The organism is Caballeronia sp. LjRoot29, assembly GCF_964252755.1.
GTDB lineage: Bacteria > Pseudomonadota > Gammaproteobacteria > Burkholderiales > Burkholderiaceae > Caballeronia.
Map to the genome: position 1 here is coordinate 255,455 of NZ_CAXUPU020000006.1, position 23,512 is coordinate 278,966.

A 23,512-nucleotide genomic window follows, 5' to 3' on the forward strand; every position below is an offset into this window, starting at 1 on the left:
AAGCAGACCCACACGACACCATGCAGGCAAGCACACTAAAAAATAACGTCGAGCCGACCGCGGCATCCCAGGACAGCGCGCAGAAATCGCGCTCTCGCCGCAGCACCTTCCTCAAGTGGCTTCGAAAGGTCCACGGCTGGATTGGATTGTGGGGCGCGGCACTCGGCCTGCTCTTCGGCGTGACAGGGATTCTCCAGAATCATCGCGCGACGATGAAGATCAAGGTCGGCGGCCCTAGCGTATCGACGATCCAGGTCGCCATGCCGTCGCCGCCGCCAAAAACACCGAATGAGCTTGCACAATATCTGCAGTCCGAATTGAAACTCGACCGGCCCGCCGAGCGCGTCACGCGTGAAAAAGCTAAACCCGTCACGTGGGGCGACCAGTCGGTGATCCAGCCTGAGCACTGGGTGATCCGCTTCATCGCGCCGCATTATCTGGTGACGGCCGATATGTGGAAAGGCGGCAACCTGGTCAACGTCGAACGCCGCGATCAGGGCTTGATCAACACGCTTGAAGGCATGCATCGGTCGGAAGGCGCGGGCGTTGGCTGGATCCTGTTTGCGGATTCGATCGCGGGCAGTCTCATTTTGCTGTCGATCACCGGCGTGCTGCTGTGGACCGAACTCACTCGCCGTAAGACGATCGGCGCTTCGATCTTCGTCGTGTCTCTCGTGACGATGATCGTATTGGCGTTGCAGTCCGTGTAGCTCGTGGCTGAATCTGTCATGTACTCCGATGCGCGTGAAACACGACGGATGCCGGCCTGCCGGTTCGTGGATCTAACGGCTCTTGCATCGCGTGCAGCGTCAATCCGCTGGTCCTTATGAGTTCAAGCCAGGTGCCCAATGTCCTGAAGTACCAGGGCGGGGCATCGATGAAATCGGGACCAAATCCTGCCCATGAACCTGCCCGCCAGCCATCGACGTAAGGCAGGTCGCCGCACGCAATTATCGGATGCAAGGTTTGCACGATCAGGGTGCCGTTCGGCTTGAGCAAGCTTGGAATGGCTCGCAACAGGCGGTCTACCGACTCCTCGCCGAGCAATGAAAAATTGCAGACGACCATATCGGCGTTCTGTTTCAGCAGCCCTTCTGAAATCTGTTCGTAAGACATCACGCGGCTGTCGAGCACACCCGCTTCCTTCGCGGCAAGGGATAATGCCGGCACCGCATCCACCGCCGCCACCTCGATCCCATTCTGCTGGAGCGCAAGGGCAAGCCAGCCCTCGCCGCATCCCAGGTCTATGACGTTCCGCGGCCTGCACGCGAGAACCGCGTCCAGGATTGCACGATCGGTTACTAATCTCCGGCTCTCGATTTCACCGCCACGCACCGCATGCGTCCAGGGCGAAGCATTCTGCTTCCACGACTCGATTATCTTGCTGTCGCTCAAAGGGTCGATGTTCATCGCTCGCCTATCCGCCATGTCGAGCGCAAATCATCCCACGCAACTGAATTCGTGTGCTGAGCGCCGCGACCGGCGAGTAAGGGTTTGCGCGGATGCTAACTGCAGATTTGCTTGCTATCCTTGGCACAGATGAAATAAATTACAGCAGACGAAAAAAAAATCACTTTTCGTCCGGCACGGAGAAGACATGACGAAATCCGCCGACAGGCGTGATGCCGAAGACAGCCTTGCGATCAGGGCGGCGTGGTTGCATTACGCCGCCGGACAGACGCAGGCCGATGTCGCGCTCCGTCTTGGGGTCAGCAACGTCAAGGCGCATCGGCTCATCACGCGCGCCAACCAGAGCGGCGCGGTGAAGGTCACGATCGATGGCGACGTCGCCGAATGCGTCGTGCTGGAAGCCGAGCTTGCCGACCGCTACGGGCTGGCTTATTGCGAGGTGGTTCCGGATCTGCACGAGGTTGGCCTGCCGTTGCGTGCCTTGGGTGTGGCCGGCGCGCACTTTCTGCAGCGCGAGATTGCGGCGCGCCAAGGCGGCGTGATCGGCATGGGGCATGGCCGTACGCTGGCAGCCGTAGTCGCCGACATGCCGCGCATGGAGGCCGGCAAGGTGCGTTTCGTGTCGCTGCTGGGCGGCGTCACGCGTAACTACACAGCGAATCCTTACGACGTGATCCATCGTCTGGCTGAGAAAACCGGCGCCGTTTCTTACGTGTTGCCGCTGCCGTTTTTCGCCAATACCGCCGAAGACCGCGAAGTATTGCTGTCGCAACGCGGCGTGCGCGAAGTGTTCGATCTCGCGGCGCATGCGGACCTGATGATCGTCGGTATTGGCACCGCACAGCCCGACGCACAACTCGTTGCATCGCAGATGATCGAGCCCGAAGAAATCCGCGAAGTGAGCGACATGGGCGGCCAGGGCGAGGTGCTAGGTCACTTCTTCGATCACGCGGGCAAGTCCGTTGAAACCTCGCTGGCAGCGCGCACGGTAGCCCCTAATCTCGCTGATCTGACTGGGCGGCGAATCGTCGCTATCGCGGGCGGCGCTGAAAAGGTACAGGCGATCCGCGCCGTTCTGAATAGCGGCCTCCTCAGCGGCTTGATTACCGATGAAGCCACGGCGCTGGCGCTGAATCGCGGAACAATCGACGCGGAGGCGGCAGCGTGACAGTTCCATCATCCAGCGCGGGCGCCGGACGCGATCTCCTGATCGGTATCGACGCCGGCACCTCGGTCATCAAGGCGGTCGCCTTCGATCTGGCAGGGCGGCAGATCGCGGTTGCATCGGTTCCTAACCGATACACCACGAGCGCCGATGGCGCGGCCTTTCAATCACTGGACCAAACCTGGGCCGACTGCGCGCAGACGCTGCGCGATCTCGGCGCCAAGGTCGATAGCCTGGCGCGGCGCACGGCTGCAGTGGCCGTGACGGGGCAGGGCGATGGCACGTGGCTGGTCGGCGCGGGCAACAAGCCCGCGAGCGACGCCTGGCTCTGGCTGGACGCACGCGCTGCGAATACCGTGCGGCGGCTGCAAACCAACCCAGCCAGCCGGGCTCGCTTCGAGGCCACGGGTACCGGGCTGGCGGCCTGCAGCCAGGGCGCGCAGATCGCTCATATGGATGCCACGACGCCCGAGGTGCTCGACCGCTCGGAAGTCGCGTTGCATTGCAAGGACTGGCTGTATCTCAAGCTCACCGGAGTGCGCGCAACGGACCCGTCGGAGGCGACCTTCACCTATGGCAACTTCCGCACTCGCCGCTATGACGACGCCGTAATCGAAGCCCTCGGGCTGTCGGCGCGGCGAGGTTTGTTGCCCGAGATCGTCGATGGCACCGAGGTCACTCACGCGCTGTCGCCTGAAGCCGCGGCCGCAACGGGCTTGCTGGCAGGAACGCCGGTGTGCCTGGGGTTTGTCGATATCGTGCTGACGGCGTTGGGCGCCGGCATCCATACAGAGGGCGCGGTGGGCGCTACCTGTTCGATCATCGGATCGACGGGCATGCACATGCGTGCAGTGCAGAACACCGATGTTTATTTGAACGCCGAGGGCACGGGGTACGTCATCGCGTTACCAATGCCCGGCATGTCGGCGCAGGTGCAGTCGAACATGGCGGCGACGCTGAACATCGACTGGCTCTTGAATCTGGCGTGTGACCTGCTCGCGGAATTCGGTACGCCGCTCTCGCAAGCCGACCGGGTGAAACGTATCGATGGATGGCTGCAATCCGGCCGGCCGGGCACGCACCTTTACCACCCTTATATCTCCGATGCAGGCGAGCGCGGCCCATTCGTCAATGCCAACGCGCGTGCCAATTTCACGGGACTCACGAGCGAAAGCCGTTTCCCCGATATGTTGCTTGCGGTGGTCGAGGGGCTTGGAATGGCCGCGCGCGACTGTTATGCAGCAATGGGCGGCGCGATGCCCGCAGAGCTGCGGCTAACCGGCGGTGCGACCCGGTCGCGGATGTTGCGTGCGGTGCTCGGTGCAGTCGTTGGCGCCCCCGTGCGAACGTCCACGCGCGAAGAGGCGGGCGCGGCTGGCGCGGCCATGATGGCGGCGGTCGCGCTCGGTGTTTATCCCGACATGCAGGCGTGCATTGGCGAGTGGGTCACGCCGCTATTGGGACCGGTCGAGACGCCTGATCCCGATCATATGCAGACCTACGCGAAGGCGTTCCCCGTGTATCAGCAGGCGCGGCGCGCACTGGAACCCGTGTGGGACGCAATGGCACAACAGGCGAGGGCCAGGAGTCATCCCGGCGCCCTTGGCGCAACCATAAACGAAGTCGAACGGGGGGCGGTGAGATGAGCGACAGCCAGATGGTCGACCTGTTCGTCATTGGCGGCGGCATCAACGGTGCGGGCATAGCGCGCGATGCCTCGGGCCGCGGGCTGTCCGTGATCCTGTGCGAGAAAGACGATCTGGCGCAAGGCACGTCGTCGCGCTCGGGCAAGCTGGTGCATGGCGGCTTGCGTTATCTCGAGTACTACGAATTCCGGCTCGTGCGTGAGGCGTTGATCGAGCGCGAAGTGCTGCTCAACGCGGCGCCGCACATTATCTGGCCGCTGCGTTTCGTGCTTCCGCACAGCCCGGACGATCGCCCGGCGTGGCTGGTCAGGCTGGGGCTGTTTTTGTACGATCACCTTGGCGGCCGCAAGAAGCTGCCGGGTACGCGTACCCTCGATCTGCTGCGCAGTCCTGAAGGTGCGCCGATCAAGGATCAGTATCACAGGGGTTTCGAATATTCCGACTGCTGGGTCGATGATGCCCGCCTCGTCGTTCTTAACGCAGTAGACGCGGCGCAGCGTGGCACGCAGGTGCTCACGCGCACAGTCTGTACGTCGGCGCGGCGTGAAGGCGATGTGTGGCGCATCGAGTTACGTAACACGCGCAACGGTACAACTCGCGTTGTCACCGCGCGGGCGCTGGTCAATGCCGCTGGTCCGTGGGTGGCCGATGTCATCGAGCGCGTGGCCGGCGGCCATTCGACCCGCAAGGTGCGACTGGTCAAGGGCAGCCATATTGTCACGCCCAAGTTCTGGGACGGCCCGCATTCCTACCTGGTGCAGAACCACGACAAGCGGGTGATTTTCATCAATTCCTACGAAGGGGATAAGGCGCTCATTGGCACCACCGATATCCCCTGGGACGGTGCGCCAGAAAACGTGTCGATCGACGAATCGGAAATCGAGTATCTGCTGGCCGCGGTCAACCGATATTTCAAGCAGCCGCTGCGGCGCCAGGATGTGGTACAGACGTTCTCGGGTGTGCGCCCGCTTTACGACGATGGCGCAGGCAATCCGTCGGCAGTGACGCGCGACTATGTATTCGATCTCGACACCACCGGCGGCGCCCCTCTGCTCAATGTCTTCGGCGGCAAGATCACGACCTTCCGCAAACTGTCGGAGCATGCGATGCAACGCCTGCGGCCGACCTTTCCCGACATGGGGAAAGACTGGACGTCGACTGCAACGTTGCCCGGAGGCGAAATCGAAGGCGCGGACGTACCGCGATTCATCGCGCGTTTGCGGCGGGAGTATGGCTGGCTGCCGGAAGATCTGCTGCTTCACTACGCGCGGACTTACGGTGCTCGCACGGCGCAGGTGATCGGTTCGGCCAAGTCGCTTGGCGATCTCGGCCGGCAATTCGGACCGGTTTTTTATGAGGGCGAGGTGCGCTATCTCATGACGCATGAGTGGGCGGAGACCGCGCCGGACATCCTGACGCGGCGCACGAAGCACGGACTGCACATGAGCACCGAGCAAACGGCCGCGTTCGGCGCGTGGTTCGAAGGCCTCGACAGAAAAACCGCCTGAATATAGCTGCGATCGTTCGCATACAACACGAGACAACCCGAGACGAACATGGCTTTCACTCTCGCACTCAACACCAATCCGCTAGTGAATCGCTTCGCGGAGCCGGATGATCTTATCGACGCTATCGCGCACAAGATGAAGATCCGCGACGTGCAGCTCACGCACGAGTTCATCAACCCGTCGTGGCCGGCAGCCACCACGCGACGCCTGACGCGCCAGATGCGCGCGGCGATGGCGCGAACCGGAGTGAGGATTACATCGGGCATGACTGGCCCCTACGGACGGCTCAATCACTTCGGCCATCCTGATGCCGATGTACGGCGCTATTACGTCGACTGGTTCAAGACGTTCGCTGACATCACGGCCGATCTTGGCGGCGATTCAATCGGCACCCAGTTCGCCATCTTCACGTACCGCGACTTCGACGATGCCAGCCGTCGCGAGGCGCTGATCCAGACAGCCATCGACTGCTGGGTAGAGGTCGCTGAACACGCGAAGAGTGCGGGGTTGAAGTACGTGTTCTGGGAGCCGATGTCGGTCGGGCGCGAATTCGGCGAGACGATCAGTGCGTGTCTGGCGCTGCAAGAACGCCTGAGCGCTGCGGATATGGCGGTGCCCATGTGGATGATGGCGGACATCGATCACGGTGACGTTACCAGCACGAACCCCGACGACTTCGATCCGTACGCCTGGGCGCGTGCGGTGCCGCGTGTCTCGCCGATCATCCATATCAAGCAGTCGCTGATGGACAAAGGCGGTCACCATCCTTTCACGGCCGAGTTCAACGCACGCGGCCGCATTCAGCCAGCGCCGCTGATCGCCGCCATTCAAGAGGGCGGTGGAAAGGATAACGAAATATGTCTGGAGTTGTCGTTCAAGGAACGCGAACCGAAGGATCGGCAGGTAGTCGAGCAGATCGCCGAATCAGTGGCGTTCTGGGCTCCGCATTTCGATACCGGCGTTTCCGACTTGAACATCTGAAGGGGCAGACCGCCATGCACGAAGCGATGACGCAGAAACTGATCAACGACGGTAATGCCGCCGTCGACGAGATGCTGGATGGCGTGATGGCCGCGCACAGCAACGTGCTGCGACGCCTCGACGGTGCGCCGCGTGCAATCCTGGCGCGCCACGGGCCACGCGGAGGAAAAGTCGCGCTGGTGATCGGCGGCGGATCGGGCCACGAGCCGACGTTCCTGGGCTTTGTCGGCAAGGGACTGGCCGACGCCGCGGCGATCGGCAATGTGTTCGCATCGCCGCCACCGCAACCGGCTGTCGATGCAGCGCTCGCGACGCATGGAGGCGCGGGCGTGCTGTTCATGTACGGCAACTATGCCGGCGATGTGATGAATTTCGACATGGCCACTGAGTTGCTGGAACTGGAGGGTGTCGAAGCGCGCACGGTGCTGACCACCGACGACATCGCCTCCGCGCCGCGCGATCAGCGCGACAAGCGACGTGGCGTGGCGGGCAATGTGTTCATTTTCAAAGCGGCCGGCGCAGCAGCCGATCTGATGATGTCACTGGACGATGTAGAGCGAGTGGCGCGTCACGCCAACGCCCGGACCTTCACTTTGGGCGTGGCGCTGGCGCCGTGTTCGTTGCCGCAGACGCGGCGCGCCAACTTCGACATCGCAGTGGGCGAGATGGAAATCGGCATGGGAATCCACGGCGAACCGGGCATGCGTCGCGAGGCGCTCCGTCCCGCCGACTCCGTGGTTGACGAGATGATGGATGCCATCCTCGGTGAGATGGGCGCAGCGAAAGGAGACCACGTGGCGGTGCTCGTGAACTCGCTGGGCGCCACGCCATTGATGGAGCTGTACATCATGAACCGCCGCGTCGCGCAGCGATTGTCCGACGCGGGGTTGATCGTGCATCGCACCCTTGTTGGCCCGCTGTGCACGTCGCTGGAAATGGCCGGCGCTTCGATCACGCTCATGAATCTCGACGAAGAACTGCAGCGCTTGCTGGATCACCCTTGCGAGTGCGCGATGTTTCAGCAGGGGGCCGGACGATGCTGACGACTGGTGACATCGCGCGGTTGTTCCGCCAACTCGCCGAGACCATCGGCGCGGCGCGAGATGAGCTGTGCCGGCTCGATGGTGTGATCGGCGATGCCGACCACGGCATTGCGATGGCGGACGGATTTGTCGCGGCATCGAAGGCTATTGATGCACTGGCTTCGGACGCTTCATTCGCCGATCAATTCAATGCGGCAGCGAAGGGGTTCCTGAATGCGGTCGGCGCCTCGTCGGGGCCGCTTTACGCCACCGCGTTCATGCGTGCAGCGAAGGCAGCAGGAGCACGCAAGGAGATGCCGCTGAAAGAAGCACCGGCGCTGATCGTGGCGATGGCCGCAGGCATCCAGTCGCGTGGCAAGGCGGAGCCGGGTGAGAAGACCATGATGGATGTCTGGGCGCCTGCTGCCGCGGCGGCAGAACGAGGCATGGCAAGTGGGCTGCCGGTGCCCGAGATCATGGCGCAAATACGCGACGCCGCGACAACGGGCGCCGTGTCCACCAAGGCGATGGTGGCGACCAAAGGGCGGGCGGCGCGTCTGGGCGAGCGCAGCATTGGACATATCGATCCGGGGGCAGCATCTGCCGCGATGGTGCTCAACGTGATGACTGAAGACTGGGGGCAACGTGGCACGGCATGACATGACAGACGAAGCAGGATTCAGCGCATGCGTTTTGCTTTTCCGTAGTTCAGAAGTAGAGGAGGTGTTCCCATGAGCTCAATGACCCCGTCAATGAATCGTCGCTCCAAACGCGGCGTTCGTGTAGCAATTGCCGCGGTGCTGGCAGTGATTTTGATCGTCGCGATGGCCTTGAGCACCAAGGCCGTGAAGATCGGGTCCGCAGGCGATACGCAGGTCAAGACCTTCGATCCGGCCGCTTACGGCGAAGCACAATTTCCAAAGACGCAGGCGGCGATCGAGAGCAAGGCAGTCAGCGCCGACACATTGGCCGCAGCCATCGCCAAGGACCAGGACGCCGCCGGCAAGCAGTACGGCGTGGCAGGCGGTGGCATCGGCCCTGAGATATCGGTCAAGTTCGACGGTGTTGCCGGTAGTGAGGATGCCGGAATTTATACCGTGAAGGTACCGAACGTGCCCGACTCGGTAGTCATCCGCGTTCAGACCGGCCCGGCAATCAACGGCACCGATCTGCGCGATGCAACCGGCACCATCGGCTTCGAGCAATTCACTAACCAGATCGACTATCAGAACGCCGGATATGCGATCAACACGGCGATGAAGAAAGCAGTTTTGTCGAAGGTTGATATGGCCAAGCTGACGGGCAAGACCATTTCGGTTGTGGGTGTCTTTCAGTTGATCAATCCGAACGGCTGGCTTGTGACGCCGGTGAAGCTGGACGTGAAATGAGCACCCCGAACCCAACCCCTGCTAACCAGTCCGCGACCGGCGAAGTGCTGCTGTCGGCGCGCGATATCGTCAAGTCATACGGCGGTGTGCATGCGCTGAAGGGCGTGAACTTCGATATCCATCGCGGCAAGGTCACCACGTTGTTCGGCGAAAACGGCGCAGGCAAATCGACCTTGATGAAGATTCTCGCCGGGGTCGAGAGGCCGACATCGGGGCATATTGAACTCGATGGTCAGCGCGTCTCCTTTTCTTCGTCAAACGATGCCCGCGACCACGGTATTTCGATCATCCATCAGGAGTTAAGTCTCGCGCCCAACTTGAGCGTGCGCGACAACATCTTCATGGGCCGGGAATTGCGTTCGGTCACAGGCGTCAACTTCGCCGAAGAAGCGCGGCAGGCACGTGCGCTGATGGCGGATCTCGAGGAAGAGATAGACCCCCTGACGCGCGTCCAGGACTTGCGCCTGGGCCAGCAGCAAGTCGTTGAAATTGCGCGCGCGCTTTCCGTTCAATCGCGCATCCTGATCATGGACGAACCGACTTCAGCGCTCAGTGCTTCCGAAGTCGAGGTGTTGTTCAAGGTGATCCGCGATTTGACGAGTCGCGGGGTGTCGATTGTCTACATCTCGCATCATCTTGAAGAGGCGTTGCAGATCACCGACTACGCCGTGGTGTTGCGCGACGGCAGGATGACGGCGACGGCCGAAGCGAAGGACATCGACCTCGCGTGGATCGTGCGCAACATGGTGGGTGAGAACTTCGACCTCGGTTCGCCGCCGACAGGCTATGCGTTCGGCGACGTAGCGCTGGCGATCGAAGATGTCAGCGTCGCCGACGACGCAGGCTCGGGCATCTCCGTGGTCGATCACTTGTCGCTTGATGTACGCGCGGGCGAGATCGTGTGCATCTACGGACTGATGGGAGCGGGGCGCACCGAACTGCTTGAAGCGGTGGCTGGCCGCTCCCCGGTGAGCGGAGGAAAGGTCCTTCTGGAAGGCGAAGACATTGCCTCATTGAGCATCGCCGGACGTATTGGCCGCGGCCTTGTGCTCGTGCCGGAAGACCGTCAGCGCGATGGCCTGGTGCCGACCATGAATGTGGGCACCAACTTGTCGCTTGCGAGTATCGGCACCTTCGTCAAGGGGTTGTTGCTCTCGTTCCCTCGCGAGCGCGTGCTCGTCGATCAGTCGATTCGAAACGTTCACGTTAAGACGGCGGGGCCGGGTGCGCCTATCGGTTCGTTGTCGGGTGGCAATCAGCAGAAGGTCGTGATCGGCAAGATGCTTGCTACCCGCCCGAAGGTCATCCTACTCGACGAGCCGAGCCGTGGCATCGACATCGGCGCAAAAGCCGAAGTCTTTCGCCTGCTCAGCGAGAGCGCCACGCAGGGTTTGGCCGTGGTGTTCTCCACGTCGGAAGTGGGTGAATGCTTGAGCATTGCGCATCGCATCGTCGTCATGCGACGGGGCAAGATTTCCGCAGAATTCGGCGCCGATGCCACCAAGGACCAGATCATGGCCGCCTCCGGCGAAGCCGTGGTGATCTGATCATAGAAATGCATGGAGACTTGAACATGAACGACTCCGCTAAACCTTCCGCGTCAACCCGCGCCAGCAAGTTCGGCGACGGCTTCGACCTTGGCAAGATGCTGCTCGAAGGACGCGCGTTCTTTGCGCTGATCGTGATCATCATCGTATTTTCGATGCTCTCGCCGTATTACTTCGCAGTCGAAAACTTCCTGACGATGGCCTCGCATGTGGCCATTTACGGCATCCTCGCCATTGGCATGCTGCTCGTCATCATCAACGGCGGAATTGACCTGTCGGTGGGTTCCACGCTCGGCCTCTCCGGTGTGGTCGCGGGGTTCTTCCTGCAGGGGGTGACGCTGAACCTGTTTGGCGTCGTACTGTATCCGGCGGTCTGGGTCGTGGTGGTGCTGTGCTGCCTGCTTGGCGCCTTCATTGGTCTCGTCAACGGCGTGCTTATTGCGCGGTTCAGGGTGCCCGCATTCGTTGCCACGCTTGGCGTGATGTATGTCGTGCGCGGACTGGCTTTGCTGATGACCAACGGCCTGACCTACAACAACCTGGGCGGTCACGCGGATCTGGGTAATGTGGGATTCAACGGGCTTGGGTTTGATCGACTGTTCAATGTTCCCGTCGGCGTCCTGATCCTGGCCGTCATCGGGATTCTGGGCAGCATCATGCTCACCCGGACGGCATTCGGACGCTGGCTCTACGCGTCCGGCGGCAACGAGCGCGCAGCGCAACTCTCCGGCGTTCCGGTGAAGAGAGTGCAGATCAGCGTGTACATGATGTCGGGCGTGTGCGCCGCCATCGCCGGGCTGATTCTTTCCTCGCAGTTGACGTCTGCGGGTCCGACCGCCGGCACGACCTATGAGCTGACGGCCATTGCCGCTGTGGTGATCGGCGGTGCGTCGCTCATGGGCGGCACGGGCAACATTCGCGGAACGTTGCTTGGTGCCTTCGTGATCGGGTTCCTGTCCGACGGTCTGGTGATCATCGGCATCTCGTCTTACTGGCAAACGGTGTTCACCGGCGCGGTGATCGTGCTCGCGGTGCTGCTTAACGCCATTCAATATCGCCGTCGCGTCAAGCGTCCTGCACCGACCGCCGGTCAACCCACTTCTCCACAAAGTGGCAAGGCTTGAGCCGCGCCACTGGCCCTTGAGAAGAATGTCTTACTTGTCCTCATTTGAATTTGTTTTATCCCGACGCCATCGCTAATCAAAAAAGGAGACTTACCATGACAACCAAGAGAAAAACCCTGAGGACCCTGTCACTCGCCGCTGTCGCCATCGCCGCGCCTTTGTTCGCAGGCCAGGCGCATGCGGCGGGTGGACTCGTGACCATCATCGTCAACGATCCCTCGAATCCTTATTGGCTCACGGAAGGCAACGTTGCTGCTGCCGAGGCGAAAAGGCTGGGATACACCGCGAACGTCGCAGCGTCGAAAGGTGACACCAACGCAGAGAGCCAGCTGATCGATACCGCCATCACGAACAAATCGGTCGCGATCATTCTTGATCCCGCGAACGCTAGCGGGTCTGTCGGCGCGGTGAAGAAAGCGGTTGCCGCCAACATTCCGGTGTTCCTCGTCAATGCCGAGATCAACCAGGAAGGACTGGCCAAGGCGCAGCTCGTTTCCAACAACGCGCAGGGCGCGGCGCTGGGTGCGCAGCAATGGGTGAAGGACGTCGGATCGAAGGGCAATTATGTTGAACTGCTCGGCTCGCCGTCGGACAACAACGCTGCTACGCGGTCCAACGGTTATACGTCAGTGCTTAGCCAGTATCCGGATCTGAAGAAGGTCGGGTCGCAAGTGGCCGACTGGGATCGCACCAAGGGGTTCAACGCGATGCAGAGCTTGTTGCAAGCGCACCCGGACATTATTGGTGTGATCAGCGGTAACGACGAAATGGCGCTTGGCGGGATTGCCGCACTGAAGCAGGCGGGCAAACTGTCGAGCATCAAGGTGGGCGGTTTTGATGGTTCGCCCACGGCAGTTGCCGCGGTCAAGGCTGGCGAATTGCAGTACACGGTGCTGCAGCCGGTTGCGACGTTTTCGGTCAAGGCGGTGCAGGAGGCCGATCAGTTCCTGAAGACCGGCAAGACAGGCGCCAAGACTGAAAAGCAGCTCTTCGATTGCGTGCTGATCACCAAAGCCAACGTGGATAAGTACACCTCCGCATTTACCATGTCGAAGTGATGTTACTGCTCTGACCCGCAGGGCGCCGATGGGCGCCTGCGGTTTTCACCTGAGCGCCGCGTTGGGGATGGTGTGATCCAACGATCCTCCCCGGCACGGCGCTTAGCGGCGCGAGGTTCGCGCATCCGATTGACGACATCAATATGACCCATTCCCCTTTCTGGATCGGTACCAGCTGGAAGATGAACAAGACCTTGGCGGAGGCACGCGCTTTTGCCCGGGGTCTGCTAGCGAGCAGCGACGACCCGCGCATGCAGCGCTTCGTGATTCCGCCTTTCATCGCGATCCGTGAGGTTAAGACGATCCTCGCGGATACGACCGTGAAGGTGGGCGCACAGAACATGCACTGGGCTGATCGTGGCGCATGGACCGGCGAGATCTCGCCGCCTATGCTGGTCGATTGCGAAATGGATCTGGTCGAGCTAGGTCATTCCGAGCGGCGTGAACATTTTGGCGAGACCGATGAAACGGTGGGGCTGAAGGTAGAGGCAGCGGTGCGCCACGGGTTGACGCCGCTGATCTGCATCGGTGAGACGCTTGCCGATCGCGAAAGCGGGCGAGCGGCCGAGGTGCTGGCTACCGAAGTCCGGGGCGCGCTGGGCCGGTTGACGCCTGAACAATATACGGCGCCGATCCTGCTCGCTTACGAGCCGGTTTGGGCCATTGGCGAGCACGGCATTCCGGCCACGGCGGACTATGCCGATGCTCGCCAGGCGGAAATTATTGCGGTGGCTCAGGACATTGTTGGCCGCCGGGTACCTTGCCTTTATGGTGGCTCGGTCAACCCTGGAAATTGCGCTGAACTTGCTGGCAGTGCGCATATTGACGGGTTGTTCATCGGGCGCTCCGCATGGGACGTCGCGGGATATCTGGACATTGTGGAGCGCGTCAGGGCTGTGCTCTGAACTCTCTGCGTGCATGAAACTTCGATCTGAAGGAGATCATCATGAAACTTGCAGTTGCTGGGGATAGCGCGGGGGCGGGATTGGCGCATGTGTTGGCTGAACACCTCAAGGATCGTTTCGATGTATTCGAGGTGTCGGACAATGAGGCAGATCCAAAGGAGTTCTATGCAAATTTGTCTGACCGGGTGGCTTCGGGTGTGATGCGTGGCGAGTATGATCGCGCGATTCTGGTTTGCGGCACGGGGATTGGCGTTAGCATTTCGGCGAATAAGGTGCCGGGGATTCGCGCTGCGTTGTGTCACGATACCTATTCGGCGGAACGAGCTGCACTGTCGAATAATGCCCAGATCATTACTATGGGTTCGCGGGTGATTGGACCTGAAGTGGCTAAGACGATTGCCGATGCGTTTCTGGCGCAGACGTTCGATGAAAATGGACGGAGCGCTGGCAATGTGGCGGCGATTAATGAGTTGGACTCGAAGTATCACGGGTGAGGGTGAGCGAGGGTGGGCGGGGTGGGGTTCGAGGGTGGGGCAGTGCCAGATTGCGGGTTGGCGGTCGGGGTGGATGCTGGGGCGAGCGGGTTCTGGGGTTAGCACGGGTGCTGGGGTTAGTGGTCTGGGTCAATGCCGGGTTGCACGGGTTCTGGCGTTAGCGATCTGAGTCAATGCCGGGTTGCTGCTTTTCAAGTATTCGCGCGTTTGGCGTTAGCTGATTTCTTTATCACTATTAGCCACTGCGCGTGGCGGCGCGTCATTTCTTTGTCCAAAGCGACAAAGAAACGAAGCAAAGAAAGCGCTTTTAACAGCTCTACCCTAAGTGTCCACAGCGTGCAGTTTTGATTCATGGGTGCCCCAAAAGCACGGTGCTCGCTAGAACCCCGGATGTTTGAAACCCTCCTTCTCGCGAATCCTGACACGAACACGCTTCGCCCCGCACGCTCTCGGGCAAGCACAATTGCCAAGGAAACCCGCATGGCTTGACGAGCTTTCGAGGCTTTGTTTCTTAGTAGCTTGGTTGAGAGGCACGCGTTGCGGAGGCGCGTGGCCAGCTTCGCAATCAAAGGCTAACGTGTACTTACTGCTCTAAATTTTGATGACTCTGTTGGTCGGTTGCATGGACGTTTTGTTGAGTACGGCCCCACGCATTTCGGAGGCCTAGTTTCGAGGTGGGTTGGCGCCGTGGTTCGTTATGCTCACAAATTCGGTGGTTGGTTCTAGGCGCATAGCGCGGGGTGTACCTTGGGCGGGTTCAAACACTGGTGGCGAAGCGTGGGGTGTCCGTGTTCGGAGAAAGAGGGGTTCACACATCCGTTGCTCTTGCGAGCACCGTGCTTTTGGGGCACCAATGAATAGAAACTGCACGCTGTGGACACTTAGGGTAGAGCGGTGAAAGCGTTTTCTTTGCTTCGTTTCTTTGTCGCTTTGGACAAAGAAATGACGCGCCGCCACGCGCAGTGGCTAATAGCGCAAAAGAAGTCAGCTAACACTAAACGCGCAAAGACCTGGAAAGCAGCAACCCGGCAATGAATCAGACCGCTAACGCAGAACCCGTGCAACCCAGCCCCAGCCCCAGCCCCAGCCTCAACCTCAACCTCAACCACCACCCCAACCCCAAAACCCAAATCCGAAACGCAGTGAAGGACGAAATGCCGAAATATCTGCTGGGCCTCGATAGTGGTTCGACCGCGACCAAGGCCGTCATCTTCGACACCACCGGCCGCACCGTGGCAGTAGGCTCGCGACGCGTAGAGCAACGCCAACCGCGCCCGCGTCACGTCGAACGTGACATGCAAGAAACCTGGGCAGCCGCCGCCGGCGCCATTCGCGATGCGCTCGAGCAGAGCCAAATACCCGCCAGCGCGATCGCCGCCGTCGGCGTAACCGGACATGGCGACGGCCTATACCTCGTCGACCAAGAAGGAACACCGCTAGGCCCCGGAATCCTGTCACTCGACAGCCGAGCCTTCGATGTCCGCGAGCAATGGCGCGAAACCGGTGTGCTGCAACAAGCGCTGGAACTGACCGGGCAGCAGCCATACCCTTACGCCGCCGTCAGCCTGCTCAAATGGATCCAGGTCAACGATCCAGAACGGTACGCGAAAATCGGCCATGTACTTTTCTGCAAGGACTGGCTCCGCCTCTGCCTGACCGGTGTCCCGGCGACCGATCCGACCGAAGCCAGTTCATCGTTCACCGATGTCCGCACGCAACAATACAGCGCCGAAGTACTGGAGTTATACAGCCTCGCCTCCATTGCTCCGGCGTTACCGCCAATCATCCCGTCCGAGGCACCCGCAGGTCGCGTCACCGCATACGCTGCCGCCCAAACGGGTCTGATAGAGGGCACGCCAGTCGCCTGCGGATTACACGATGTCACCTCCAGCGCCCTGGGGATGGGCAACACGGAGCCGGGAATCGTGTCGATTACGGCAGGCACGTTCAGCATCAACGAGATCCTGTCTGATCGTCCGCAACTCGATCCGCGCTGGTCGTGCCGCAACGGCACACGTCTTGGCCAATGGATGAACATGTCGATTTCGCCAGCCTCGTCGAGCAACGTCGACTGGTTCTTGCGCGAATTTTTCGCACACGAAGCGCAACAGGCAGCAGAGCGCGGATGCTCGCTGTTCGACTTGATCGGCGATGAATTGCAGGCGGCATTCGCCGAACCAAGTTCCGTCATGTTTCATCCGTTCCTGTTCGGTTCCCCCTTCGAACAACCCGCGAGCGCGTCGTTCTTCGGCATCCGCGGCTGGCACCGTCGCGCCCATCTCGCGCGAGCAGTGCTCGAAGGCATGGTCTTTAATCATCGATACCATGTCGAAGCACTAACCAGCGCGCTTCCCGCGCGCCGGGCGGGCCTGACCGGCGGAGGATCGTCAAGCCCCATGCTGGCGCAGTTGTTTGCGGATACCCTCGGGATTCCTATCGATATTCCGGAAAATCAGGAAGCGAGTGCGCTCGGTGCCGCGCTCTGTGCCGGCGTGAGCGCAGGAGCGTTTGCATCGCTGGCGGAGGCCGCCACGCGCGCTTGCCGCATACAGCGGTCGCACCAGCCAGACCCGCAACGTCACGCTCAGCTCACTGAGGCGTACACCCTCTACATGCAGCTTATTTCAAACATGAACCCATTGTGGCCGGCACTCGACCGTGCTGCCACCGCGCATTGACGATGATGTGATGAGACTGAGACGAGACAAGCAATGACCCAACGATCCCGCGAATTTTATATCGACCGGCTTGCGCAACAGGGCCGTGTCAGTGTGCTGATCATTGGTGGCGGGATTAACGGCGCGGGGCTATTCCGCGACCTCTCGTTGCAACAGGTCGAATGCCTGCTGATCGATAAGGCCGACTTCGCCTCAGGAGCAAGTTCTGCGCCGTCGAGGCTCATTCACGGCGGGCTGAAATATCTTGAGACCGGTGAATTTGGGCTGGTGGCCGAATCCACACTGGAACGAAATCTATTGCTGAAAAACGCGCCGCACTTTGTCCATCCACTGGAAACAGTACTGCCGATTCATTCGTACTTTGGCGGTATCGTTGCCTCTACGCTGCGGTTTTTCGGTGTCAAGTCGAGGCTCGCTGACCGCGGTGCGATCATTTCGAAACTGGGACTCTCGATCTATGATTTTCTCGGTCGCCATCACCGCACGATGCCGCGCCACCATGTCGCGCTGAGAAGACGGTCCCTGGAAAATCTGCCATTGCTCGATCCGGCCATCAAGGCAACCGCCACGTATTTCGACGCTCAAGTGACGCAGGCCGAGCGGCTGAACTACGAGTTGGTAGCAGATGGACTCGCCGCGTGCGAAGACGCCGCCGCGGCAAACTACGTGACCGTTGATCGCGTGGAGGGCGGCACCGTCTGGTTGCGGGACCTTGTGTCGGATCGGCTCTTTGCTGTGACACCGACTCTCATTATCAACGCGGGTGGTGCCTGGATCGACAGCGTGAACCGGTCGATGGGAATCGAGCGAAAGTACATCGGTGGAGCAAAAGGGTCGCACCTGATTGTGAAGCATCCCGAACTGCATGCGCAACTACGGGGCCGCATGGTTTACTTCGGCTCGAAGGACGGTCGCATCTGTCTTGTCTATCCGTTCATGGATCGGCTTCTGATTGGTTCAACCGATATTCGCGTCGACGATCCCGATCAAGTTCGCTGTGAGGACAGTGAGGTCGACTATATGCTTGGCGTGATGCGGGAGATATTTCCCCGCCTGGAACTGGATGCATCGAATATCACGTTTCGCTATAGCGGCGTGCGCCCGTTGCCTTATTCCGATGCCGCGAATCCCGGCGACGTGAGCCGCGATCACGTGGTGCACGTCGATCATCTGCCCAATACGGAAATTTCCGTGCTCTCGCTGGTAGGCGGGAAATGGACCACCTTCCGGGGATTTGCCGAATCCGTTGCCGACGATACCCTCAAGCGTCTCGGACGCTCGCGTAAGGTCAGTACTCGAGACGAGACTATCGGTGGCGGTCATGGTTATCCGCAGACCAGTAAGGATCGGGCTGCATGGATCGGCGAGCTTGCTTCGCGTTATGGTGTTTCGACCGAGCGAGCTGAGACCTTGCTCTTGCGCTACGGTACGACTGCATCTGTCATCGCAGCATTCTGCTTATCAACGCCCAATGACACCTCGCTAGCCAGCGAGCCGAGCTACACAGTGCGGGAGATTCAGTACCTCTGTGAGCACGAAGCCGTGACGCATCTCGCGGATCTGCTTTTCCGCCGAACGACGATCGCGATCTCTGGTCAGTTGACGGGTGCCGTGCTGGATGAAACGGCGTCGATCGCCGCGCGTGTGTTGGGATGGGACGCGATCCGCATGCAAATGGAAATCGAATCGTCCCGGGACATCGCGCTGCAGCGTCACGGAATGGTGCTTCGGAATACTGAGCTTGCGCATTAACTCAGTACGTACGTCGAACTGACTGGCGCACCGGGCACCGGGGAACTAGCCGCTGCGGCTACCCGCTAGCGGAGTCGGCGGGAATCCCGGCGTCGCTGCCGGCTGCAGAGTCTCGCCGAGGCCGACGAACTGCTCTCAGCTTGCCGCTGCCTCCACCACCGCAGAAGAATTGCTCGCCGCCATCGGACTCAAGGCCCGATACATACGTTCCGGGCGGCATCTCAAGGCTCTCCAGGACTTCTCCCGTTTGCGGGTCGATATGTCTCAGATCGCTCGCGTCGTCTTCCCAGGTGCCGTGCCAGAGTTCTCCGTCAACCCAGGTGACGCCGGTGACGAAGCGGTTAGCTTCTATCGCGCGGAGAATCGCGCCCGTTTCAGGATCGACCTGATGGATCTTCCGGCTCCGATACTGCCCAACCCAAAGCGACCCTTCGGCCCACGCAAGCCCCGAGTTACCGCCGCGATCGGGCGCGGGGATGGTGGCAAGCACCTGACCGGTTTGTGGATCGATCTTCTGGATACGATCCCCGGCAATCTGAAACAGGTGCTGGCCGTCGAAGGCTGTTCCCGCATCGGCGCCAACATCCAGCGAGCGCAGCGACGGATCGCCGCTCGCAGGATCGAAGGCATTCAGCCTGTCGCCGGATCCAAACCACACATGCTGACCGTCAAACGTGACGCCGTGCACGCTATCGACACCCGCAAAGGGCCCATATTCACGGATGATTTCGGCGTCTGATCGTTTCATGTCGTCATCCTAATTACTGGGTAGTTGAGCGGGGAGTAACAAGCCTGTCGCGAATCCCGGCACGGGCGGGGTCAACCAGCGGCGCGCTCGCCCGCGCCCATACGACTGCACCTTGCCTGCGGCCGCGAGCACATCGAGTGAGCGCTGCACGGTGCGCTGGCTCGCTCCAAGCACAAGGGCGAGAGCCGAGCTGGTCCACGACTCGCCGTCGGCGAGGAAGACAAGCACCGCTGCATGTTTGTCTTCAACGGGCCTTGTCAGCACGACGACCTTGCGCGCGGCGCGCGGCATCAGCACAAACCCTCGATTCGTCGCGCTCACGCTCGTCAGCGTTCCAAGCGCTGCACGTAGCCGTCCGACTTCAACACGTAAACGCGCGCGATGCGATTCATCGCAGTGCTTCGTCCGGAATGCCCGCTCGATGAGCTTTTCCCGGGGCACGTCGGCGGGCCATGCTTCGCCCAGTCCGCGTGCGAGTGCGAACAAAACCGGGCGTCTGGCGAGCGAGACCACCGTGCCGGCGTTGCACACGAGCTGACGGCAAGCGTCCACGACAAGTGCCTTCGACGCCAGTATTGCTTCAACGTCATCGAGCAGCAGGAGCCGTTCCTCGCCGCCAGAAATCAAGCGTGCAGCGGGCGTATTCAGTATGAGGGATGCGCTTTCGACTTCCGCGGTGAGCGCAGGAATACGCGCTTGATACGCGGCGCGTTCGGCACGGGCAAGCGCGCCGCGAGCCATCTTTACCTGGAGGCGCCGCATTGCGATGCCTGCCTCAACCAGCTCGTGAGCGACCTTGAGCGCGGGTGGGAAAAGCGTGGGATCAAGCCTGGCGAGCGCCTGTTCAGCTTCGTCGATACGTCCGGTCAGGAGGTGGCGCCGGACCTCGAGATACCGCGCATGCGCGGCGTTTACCCGGTCGCCATGGGCTTCGAGTGTCGCCCGCGCGGCATCGAGCGTCTTCGCGGGCCAGCCCAGGTCTCTTGAGGCGAACGCGATCTCGACCTCGGCGACGACGCACCTCGCGCGCGCCACCGCTTCCTTCGGACCGAATGCGCGCCCCGCGCTACGCATGAGCGCTTTTGCTCGAACGAGATCGCCGAGTTGCGCCATAGCGATACCGCGAAGCGCGAGCGCGTGCGCGTCGTCGCGCAAGGCGATCCGGTTCAGTGCGCCGAGCGGGTCGCCCGCCGCGAGCGAACGTGCCGCGACCGCAATTATCGGGTCCATGGTCTGTCCGAATCACGCCACACTTGTCACTCCCCTCGTTTTATACACAGCACTAATCTATCACCAACGCGCCCGTCGGATCGGGCGTTGAACGAACGACGAAGAACCCTTATTGGAGGCAAGGACGATGACAACACACGTAACCGGGACACGAGAAGAATGGTTGGCCGCGCGGCTCGAATTGCTCAAGGCGGAGAAGGAACTCACTCGCTGCGGGGACGCACTGGCGCAGCAGCGACAAGCGCTGCCGTGGGTCCGGGTCGACAAGGACTACCGGTTCGAGACCAACGAAGGCGGCGCCTCGCTGGCAGAACTGTTCCAGGGGCGCTCGCAACTGCTCGTCTATCACTTCATGTTCGGGCCGGACTACACGGCGGGATGCCCGTCCTGCTCGTCGATAGCGGACGGGTTCAACGGTGTCGTGGTGCATCTGGCGAACCATGACGTGACGCTATCGGCGGTGTCGCGGGCGCCGCTTGCGAAGCTGCAGGCGTACCAGCGCCGGATGGGTTGGACTTTTCCCTGGGCGTCCTCGTTCGGCAGCGACTTCAACTTCGACTTCAACATCTCGCTCACGGAGCAGCAACAGCGCGAGGGGACGGTCGAATACAACTACGCTCGCGAGGCGCCTGTCGTCGACATACCTTCACGTACGACGCCCGACGGGGCCACTACGTTCGCGATCATGTCCGGAACGGATACAGCAACTTACGCACGCGAAAGACCGGGCATCAGCGCGTTCGTGCTTGAGGACGGCGTGGTCTATCACGCGTATTCCTCCTATTCGCGCGGCGTGGACGGCATTTGGGGCATGTACCAGTGGCTTGACCGCGCGCCCAAGGGGCGCAACGAGACGGGTGTCTGGTGGAAGCGTCACGACGAATACGGCGCGGGCTGAGCCGACGTTGGTGTCATCTTGTGCTCACCCAAGCGAATCGGAAAATGTCTAAAACTATGGTATCCGAATTATTTTATCAGCGCGCCTTCCTCGGTTTTTCGGCGTTGCTCTTCGCCGCCAGTGCCACGGTGACAATCGTCTGGTGCGCGTCCATGTCGGCGATGGGCGAGATGCCAATGCCCGGCGGGTGGACGATGTCGATGGCGTGGATGCGGACGTGTGGACAGACATGGCCCAATGCTGCCGCGTCGTTTATCGGCATGTGGGTCGCGATGATGGTGGCGATGATGTTGCCCTCGCTTACGCCCATGCTATGGCACTACCGTCAGGCAGTGGGCGCGCGGTCGGGTTGGCTGACGGCGTTGGTAGGCACAGGGTACTTCTGCGTATGGGCCGTGCTTGGCGCGGCTGCCTTTGTGCTGGGCAGCGCGCTGTCAGCGCTTGAGATGCAGTTTCCTGCGCTGGCGCGCGGCGCTCCGGTTGCGACGGGCGTGGTCGTGCTGATCGCCGGCGCGCTCCAGTTCACATCGTGGAAGGCACGCCGCCTTGACTGCTGCCGGAGCGACTCCGGGTGCGGAGGGGTGATGCAGGCGGACGCTGCAACAGCCTGGCGACATGGCCTGCGCCTCGGCCTTCGCTGCAATAGCTGCTGCGTCGGCCTGACGGCGATCCTTCTCGTGATGGGCGTCATGGATCTGCGCGTGATGGCCGCCGTGACGGCAGCTATAACAGTCGAGCGTCTCGCACCCGCCGGTGACCGCGCGGCGAAAGCTATTGGGGCCGTCGTCGTTGTGGTCGGACTGATCCTGATTGCGCGCGCGATGGGGCTTGGATAAGACCCGTACCTTCGTGACGATTCAGGGCAATGGTTCAAGCCCGCAACATGCGCTTATGTTCTTTCTACAAGCTCAGCAAAACTTATCATTTTCGCGCCGCACGCCTGCGTAAAATCCTCCTCATAGCTCGAAAAGAAAACCGTCCGGTCTTTACCCAACATCCTGAACAAATCAATCAGGACAGCGCGCGCGGGGGCATCGAGACCGGCGCCTGGTTCATCGGCGATAACGACCTTCACATCGCCCAGCGCAGCCGCCGTCAGGAAGATTTTCTTGCGGGTACCAAACGACATTTGCTCGAAACGCTTCCCAAGATGGGGCGTTAAGCCAAAGCGATCGGCCAAGTCGAGCGTCTGACTCTCTACGATTGTTTTCCTGTTCAATGCCACTTGCTCCAGATACTCCCGGCCGGTCTGCTGCGAGTTCGGCATGCAGTCGTCGGGCACGTAGGCAACCAGGACCTTTGCATCGAGCGTGGCGTGGCGCAACGAGTGCCCATCGACCCACACCTCTCCTTGGTCCGGCTCGATCTCTCCGGCAAGGATGGCGAGCAAGGTGGATTTGCCGCTGCCCGATTCATCGTTCAGCGCCACGCATTCCGTGCCGGCGTTATAACGCAGCCCTTGAAATATGACGCGCTCGTCGTAGCGTTTGCAGAGGTTCTCGAATCGAAGCATGGGTTGCAGACTTTGTCAGAAGGAGCGTGGCCGCGCGACCGTGTCGGATGTCGATCGGCAGGAATCGTGCGGAGTTAAGACTGCGGCAAGTTTAGCAGCGCGCGCGAGCACGCCTTGGACGCGCCAGGAACCTCATGACGAATGGCACTGTTGGGAAACCGACAAAAATCCCAATTCGGCGGATATCGGCTAGGGATTGGCGCATCCAATCGTACGTCTAGGCGCGTTATTGATAGTAGAACCGCGTTATATGTGCGGTCCTTTTTATGCTGCATCAATGCGAGCACTCATCCTTGCCAAGTGAAGGCCGGTCGGGCCGATGCTATCCGCGTTCTCAATGCGCATTTCAAGCTACGGGACAGACTTTATGATGAGCAACCCCAAGAGGACACTCCTCGCGGGCCTCCTTCTCGGTGGGCTGGTGATCGGTGCGTCTGTCATGCGC

21 protein-coding genes are annotated in these 23,512 nt (G+C 61.0%); 17 read left to right on the plus strand and 4 right to left on the minus strand.

Annotation, left to right across the window (positions count from 1 at the left end; translation table 11 throughout):
- The first annotated feature begins 20 nt into the window (after nt 1–20).
- Nucleotides 21–710, plus strand: a complete 690-nt coding sequence (locus ACSQ83_RS10325) for a PepSY-associated TM helix domain-containing protein (protein ID WP_414951771.1) — start codon at nt 21–23, stop codon at nt 708–710.
- Nucleotides 711–726: 16 nt separating this feature from the next.
- Here the strand turns inward: ACSQ83_RS10325 and ACSQ83_RS10330 are convergent, their stop codons facing one another.
- The gene (locus ACSQ83_RS10330) at nt 727–1,410 is read right to left on the minus strand and encodes a class I SAM-dependent methyltransferase (protein WP_436228051.1); all 684 of its coding nucleotides are present in this window, start codon (nt 1,408–1,410) and stop codon (nt 727–729) included.
- Nucleotides 1,411–1,597: 187 nt separating this feature from the next.
- Between ACSQ83_RS10330 and ACSQ83_RS10335 the strand changes: the two genes are divergently transcribed.
- From ACSQ83_RS10335 to ACSQ83_RS10400, 14 genes are all read left to right on the plus strand, one after another.
- On the plus strand, nt 1,598–2,578 hold the full coding sequence (locus ACSQ83_RS10335) for a sugar-binding transcriptional regulator (protein ID WP_414951773.1): 981 nt from the start codon (nt 1,598–1,600) through the stop codon (nt 2,576–2,578).
- Nucleotides 2,575–4,221, plus strand: a complete 1,647-nt coding sequence (locus tag ACSQ83_RS10340) for an FGGY-family carbohydrate kinase (protein WP_436228052.1) — start codon at nt 2,575–2,577, stop codon at nt 4,219–4,221. The genes ACSQ83_RS10335 and ACSQ83_RS10340 overlap by 4 nt, the downstream gene beginning before the upstream one ends.
- Complete coding sequence (locus ACSQ83_RS10345) at nt 4,218–5,729, plus strand: glycerol-3-phosphate dehydrogenase (RefSeq protein WP_436228053.1); 1,512 nt, start codon at nt 4,218–4,220, stop codon at nt 5,727–5,729. The genes ACSQ83_RS10340 and ACSQ83_RS10345 overlap by 4 nt, the downstream gene beginning before the upstream one ends.
- Before the next feature lie 48 nt (nt 5,730–5,777).
- Nucleotides 5,778–6,710 (plus strand): sugar phosphate isomerase/epimerase family protein, encoded by a 933-nt coding sequence (locus ACSQ83_RS10350; RefSeq protein WP_436228054.1) that lies wholly within the window; start codon nt 5,778–5,780, stop codon nt 6,708–6,710.
- A gap of 14 nt (nt 6,711–6,724) precedes the next feature.
- A complete protein-coding gene (locus tag ACSQ83_RS10355; RefSeq protein WP_436228055.1) occupies nt 6,725–7,753 on the plus strand; it encodes a dihydroxyacetone kinase subunit DhaK in 1,029 nt (342 codons plus the stop codon).
- On the plus strand, nt 7,747–8,391 hold the full coding sequence (gene dhaL, locus ACSQ83_RS10360) for a dihydroxyacetone kinase subunit DhaL (RefSeq protein WP_436228056.1): 645 nt from the start codon (nt 7,747–7,749) through the stop codon (nt 8,389–8,391). The genes ACSQ83_RS10355 and dhaL overlap by 7 nt, the downstream gene beginning before the upstream one ends.
- A gap of 72 nt (nt 8,392–8,463) precedes the next feature.
- The gene (locus ACSQ83_RS10365) at nt 8,464–9,120 is read left to right on the plus strand and encodes a DUF2291 family protein (protein ID WP_436228057.1); all 657 of its coding nucleotides are present in this window, start codon (nt 8,464–8,466) and stop codon (nt 9,118–9,120) included.
- Complete coding sequence (locus tag ACSQ83_RS10370; protein WP_436228058.1) at nt 9,117–10,667, plus strand: sugar ABC transporter ATP-binding protein; 1,551 nt, start codon at nt 9,117–9,119, stop codon at nt 10,665–10,667. Before ACSQ83_RS10365 ends, ACSQ83_RS10370 begins: the two co-directional genes overlap by 4 nt.
- A 26-nt stretch (nt 10,668–10,693) precedes the next feature.
- A complete protein-coding gene (locus tag ACSQ83_RS10375) occupies nt 10,694–11,791 on the plus strand; it encodes an ABC transporter permease (RefSeq protein ID WP_414951781.1) in 1,098 nt (365 codons plus the stop codon).
- Between the two features lie 95 nt (nt 11,792–11,886).
- Nucleotides 11,887–12,849 (plus strand): D-ribose ABC transporter substrate-binding protein, encoded by a 963-nt coding sequence (locus ACSQ83_RS10380; RefSeq protein WP_414968343.1) that lies wholly within the window; start codon nt 11,887–11,889, stop codon nt 12,847–12,849.
- A 143-nt stretch (nt 12,850–12,992) separates the two neighbouring features.
- Nucleotides 12,993–13,754, plus strand: a complete 762-nt coding sequence (locus ACSQ83_RS10385; RefSeq protein ID WP_436228059.1) for a triose-phosphate isomerase — start codon at nt 12,993–12,995, stop codon at nt 13,752–13,754.
- A 41-nt stretch (nt 13,755–13,795) separates the two neighbouring features.
- The gene (derI, locus tag ACSQ83_RS10390; protein WP_414951784.1) at nt 13,796–14,248 is read left to right on the plus strand and encodes a D-erythrulose-4-phosphate isomerase; all 453 of its coding nucleotides are present in this window, start codon (nt 13,796–13,798) and stop codon (nt 14,246–14,248) included.
- A 1,154-nt stretch (nt 14,249–15,402) separates the two neighbouring features.
- A complete protein-coding gene (locus tag ACSQ83_RS10395) occupies nt 15,403–16,926 on the plus strand; it encodes an FGGY-family carbohydrate kinase (RefSeq protein ID WP_436228060.1) in 1,524 nt (507 codons plus the stop codon).
- A gap of 33 nt (nt 16,927–16,959) precedes the next feature.
- On the plus strand, nt 16,960–18,678 hold the full coding sequence (locus tag ACSQ83_RS10400) for a glycerol-3-phosphate dehydrogenase/oxidase (protein ID WP_436228061.1): 1,719 nt from the start codon (nt 16,960–16,962) through the stop codon (nt 18,676–18,678).
- 58 nt (nt 18,679–18,736) lie between these two features.
- Here ACSQ83_RS10400 and ACSQ83_RS10405 read toward each other — a convergent pair whose 3' ends face one another.
- Both ACSQ83_RS10405 and ACSQ83_RS10410 read right to left on the minus strand, forming a co-directional pair.
- The gene (locus tag ACSQ83_RS10405; RefSeq protein WP_436228062.1) at nt 18,737–19,426 is read right to left on the minus strand and encodes a Vgb family protein; all 690 of its coding nucleotides are present in this window, start codon (nt 19,424–19,426) and stop codon (nt 18,737–18,739) included.
- A 9-nt stretch (nt 19,427–19,435) separates the two neighbouring features.
- Complete coding sequence (locus ACSQ83_RS10410) at nt 19,436–20,656, minus strand: helix-turn-helix domain-containing protein (protein WP_436228063.1); 1,221 nt, start codon at nt 20,654–20,656, stop codon at nt 19,436–19,438.
- Between the two features lie 127 nt (nt 20,657–20,783).
- On the opposite strand from ACSQ83_RS10410, the gene ACSQ83_RS10415 reads away from it, so the two are divergent.
- Both ACSQ83_RS10415 and ACSQ83_RS10420 read left to right on the plus strand, forming a co-directional pair.
- Nucleotides 20,784–21,554, plus strand: a complete 771-nt coding sequence (locus ACSQ83_RS10415) for a DUF899 domain-containing protein (protein WP_436228064.1) — start codon at nt 20,784–20,786, stop codon at nt 21,552–21,554.
- Nucleotides 21,555–21,598: 44 nt separating this feature from the next.
- Nucleotides 21,599–22,390 carry a DUF2182 domain-containing protein gene (locus tag ACSQ83_RS10420; RefSeq protein WP_436228065.1) on the plus strand — a complete coding sequence of 264 codons (792 nt, stop codon included), beginning with the start codon at nt 21,599–21,601 and terminating at the stop codon, nt 22,388–22,390.
- A gap of 53 nt (nt 22,391–22,443) precedes the next feature.
- On the opposite strand, the gene ACSQ83_RS10425 is transcribed toward ACSQ83_RS10420, so the two are convergent.
- Nucleotides 22,444–23,067, minus strand: a complete 624-nt coding sequence (locus ACSQ83_RS10425) for an ABC transporter ATP-binding protein (RefSeq protein WP_436228066.1) — start codon at nt 23,065–23,067, stop codon at nt 22,444–22,446.
- Nucleotides 23,068–23,512: the final 445 nt, after the last annotated feature.

Excerpts from the sequence above, each read along its gene's own strand:
- ACSQ83_RS10350 (WP_436228054.1), top strand. The coding sequence starts at position 5,778 with ATGGCTTTCACTCTCGCACTCAACACCAATCCGCTAGTGAATCGCTTC.
- ACSQ83_RS10380 (WP_414968343.1), top strand. The coding sequence starts at position 11,887 with ATGACAACCAAGAGAAAAACCCTGAGGACCCTGTCACTCGCCGCTGTC.
- ACSQ83_RS10415 (WP_436228064.1), top strand. The coding sequence starts at position 20,784 with ATGACAACACACGTAACCGGGACACGAGAAGAATGGTTGGCCGCGCGG.
- ACSQ83_RS10370 (WP_436228058.1), top strand. The coding sequence starts at position 9,117 with ATGAGCACCCCGAACCCAACCCCTGCTAACCAGTCCGCGACCGGCGAA.
- ACSQ83_RS10410 (WP_436228063.1), bottom strand. The coding sequence starts at position 20,656 with ATGGACCCGATAATTGCGGTCGCGGCACGTTCGCTCGCGGCGGGCGAC.
- ACSQ83_RS10420 (WP_436228065.1), top strand. The coding sequence starts at position 21,599 with ATGTCTAAAACTATGGTATCCGAATTATTTTATCAGCGCGCCTTCCTC.
- ACSQ83_RS10405 (WP_436228062.1), bottom strand. The coding sequence starts at position 19,426 with ATGAAACGATCAGACGCCGAAATCATCCGTGAATATGGGCCCTTTGCG.
- ACSQ83_RS10325 (WP_414951771.1), top strand. The coding sequence starts at position 21 with ATGCAGGCAAGCACACTAAAAAATAACGTCGAGCCGACCGCGGCATCC.
- ACSQ83_RS10395 (WP_436228060.1), top strand. The coding sequence starts at position 15,403 with ATGCCGAAATATCTGCTGGGCCTCGATAGTGGTTCGACCGCGACCAAG.
- derI (WP_414951784.1), top strand. The coding sequence starts at position 13,796 with ATGAAACTTGCAGTTGCTGGGGATAGCGCGGGGGCGGGATTGGCGCAT.
- ACSQ83_RS10400 (WP_436228061.1), top strand. The coding sequence starts at position 16,960 with ATGACCCAACGATCCCGCGAATTTTATATCGACCGGCTTGCGCAACAG.
- ACSQ83_RS10355 (WP_436228055.1), top strand. The coding sequence starts at position 6,725 with ATGCACGAAGCGATGACGCAGAAACTGATCAACGACGGTAATGCCGCC.
- ACSQ83_RS10425 (WP_436228066.1), bottom strand. The coding sequence starts at position 23,067 with ATGCTTCGATTCGAGAACCTCTGCAAACGCTACGACGAGCGCGTCATA.
- ACSQ83_RS10335 (WP_414951773.1), top strand. The coding sequence starts at position 1,598 with ATGACGAAATCCGCCGACAGGCGTGATGCCGAAGACAGCCTTGCGATC.
- ACSQ83_RS10385 (WP_436228059.1), top strand. The coding sequence starts at position 12,993 with ATGACCCATTCCCCTTTCTGGATCGGTACCAGCTGGAAGATGAACAAG.
- dhaL (WP_436228056.1), top strand. The coding sequence starts at position 7,747 with ATGCTGACGACTGGTGACATCGCGCGGTTGTTCCGCCAACTCGCCGAG.
- ACSQ83_RS10375 (WP_414951781.1), top strand. The coding sequence starts at position 10,694 with ATGAACGACTCCGCTAAACCTTCCGCGTCAACCCGCGCCAGCAAGTTC.
- ACSQ83_RS10365 (WP_436228057.1), top strand. The coding sequence starts at position 8,464 with ATGAGCTCAATGACCCCGTCAATGAATCGTCGCTCCAAACGCGGCGTT.
- ACSQ83_RS10345 (WP_436228053.1), top strand. The coding sequence starts at position 4,218 with ATGAGCGACAGCCAGATGGTCGACCTGTTCGTCATTGGCGGCGGCATC.
- ACSQ83_RS10330 (WP_436228051.1), bottom strand. The coding sequence starts at position 1,410 with ATGAACATCGACCCTTTGAGCGACAGCAAGATAATCGAGTCGTGGAAG.